Consider the following 2066-nt stretch of genomic DNA (forward strand, 5'->3'; position numbering starts at 1 on the left):
CCCTGTCCCCCGTGGCCGGCGTGACCGTCGCCGACGGCGGCACCGCGCAGCTCACGACCGTCGTCGGCGGGTCGCCCGCACCGGCCGTCCGCTGGCAGCGGCTCGTCGACGGGACGTGGACCGACGCGCCCGGCGCCGTCGGCGCGACGCTGTCCGTGGTCGTCGACCCGACCTTCGACGGCGCCCGGTACCGGGCCGTCGCGACGTCCGTCCTGGTCACCGGGACCGTCTCCGTCACGAGCAGCGAGGCCCTCCTCGACGTGCGGTACGGGCCGGTCGTCGACGTCCAGCCGCAGCCGGTCACCGCGCTCGCCGGCGCGAGCGCGCTGCTCACCGCCGCGGCGCACGGCAACCCCGCGCCGAGCGTGCAGTGGCAGACGTCCGCCGACGGCACGACGTGGACCGACGTGCCCGGTGCGACCGGCGTCTTCTACACGCGCCTCCTCTCGGCGTCCGACGACGGGCTCCTGGTGCGCGCGCGCTTCACCGGCCACGGCGCGGCGGAGACCGCCCCCGCGACGCTGACCGTGCAGACCCGACCGACCCTGGCGCCCGTGGCCGACGTGACGGTCGTCGCCGGTGCCACCGCGCAGCTCACGACCGTCGTCGGCGGGTCGCCCGCACCCGCGGTCCGCTGGCAGCGGCTCGTCGACGGGACGTGGACCGACGTGCCCGGCGCCGCCGGAGCGACGCTGTCCGTCGTCGCCGACCCGTCCCTCGACGGCGCCCGCTACCGGGCCGTCGCGACGTCCGTCCTGCTCGACGGCACGTCCACCGCGACCAGCACCGAGGGCGTCCTGCACGTGCTGCACGGGCCCGTCGTCGACGTCCACCCCGTCGCCGTGACCGGTGTCGTCGGCGGCAGCGCGCTGCTCACCGCGGCCGCGCACGGCAACCCCGCGCCGACCGTCCAGTGGCAGACGTCGACCGACGGCACCACGTGGACCGACGTGCCCGGCGCGACCGACGTCTTCTGGACGCGCCTCCTCTCCGCGTCCGACGACGGCCTGCAGGTGCGGGCCCGCTTCACCGGTCACGGCGTCGCCGACACCAACCCGGTGACGCTCACCGTCCAGGACGCGCCGACCGTCACCGATCCCGTCGCGACGACCGTCGACGCCGGCGGCACTGCCACGTTCACGGTGGGCGTCACCGGCCTGCCCACGCCGACCGTGCAGTGGCAGACGTCGACCGACGGCGACACGTGGACCTCCGTCGCGGGTGCGACGGGGACGACGTACACGGTCGCGGCGACCGACGCCCTGCACGGCTCGTCGTACCGGGCCGTCGCGACCAACGTGCGCGGCACCGCGACCTCCGCCGCCGCCACGCTCGGCGTCCGCACCCCGCCCACCGTGAGCTCCCCCGCCGACGTCGTCACGCGGCCCGGCGAGGACGCGACGTTCACGGTGACCGCCACGGGCCGACCCGCGCCGGACGTCGCGTGGGAGACGTCGACCGACGGCTCCGCGTGGACGACCGTCGCAGGCGCGACCGGCCCCGCGCTGACGGTCACCGCCGATGCCGCCGACGACGGCCTCCTCGTCCGCGCCGTCGCGACGTCGACCCTCGGCAGCGGTCCCGCGACCGTGCGCAGCGCCCCCGCGACGCTCACCGTCGTGCCCGACCCCGTCGAGGTGTCCGGGCCGTCTGCCGCGTCGCCCGTCGCGTCCGTCGCCGGGTCCCCCACGACCGTGACCTTCGTCGTCCTCGGGTCCGGCCTCCAGGGCCGGTGGGAGGAGTCGCGCGACGGCGGGGCCACCTGGGCGCCCGTCGGACCGTCCGTCGCGACCAACACCATCACCGGGGTCGCGTCCGTGCGGTCGCTGCGGTCCGCCGCCGCACCCGCCACGCGCACCGCGTTCACCGCGACGTTCACGCCCACGCGCGCCGACGACGGGATGCAGCTGCGGCTCGTCGTCGTCGACGCCGCGGGCGAGACCGTCCTGCGGCCCGTGACCGTCTCCGTCGCCGCGGCCCCGAGCCCGTCGCCGAGCGCCGCGCCCGGCGCGGCCGGCTCCGGCAGCGGGACCGGCTCGTCGGCGGGCTCGCGCGCGACCGGGACC

Annotated in this window: 1 protein-coding gene; it reads left to right on the plus strand. The window is 77.7% G+C overall.

Annotation, left to right across the window (positions count from 1 at the left end; translation table 11 throughout):
- Nucleotides 1–20: 20 nt before the first annotated feature.
- Nucleotides 21–2066: DUF8696 domain-containing protein (locus CTKZ_RS20870; RefSeq protein ID WP_503825979.1), on the plus strand; the 2046-nt coding region annotated here is incomplete at its 3' end.

Source organism: Cellulomonas algicola, from assembly GCF_003851725.1.
Lineage (GTDB): Bacteria > Actinomycetota > Actinomycetes > Actinomycetales > Cellulomonadaceae > Cellulomonas > Cellulomonas algicola.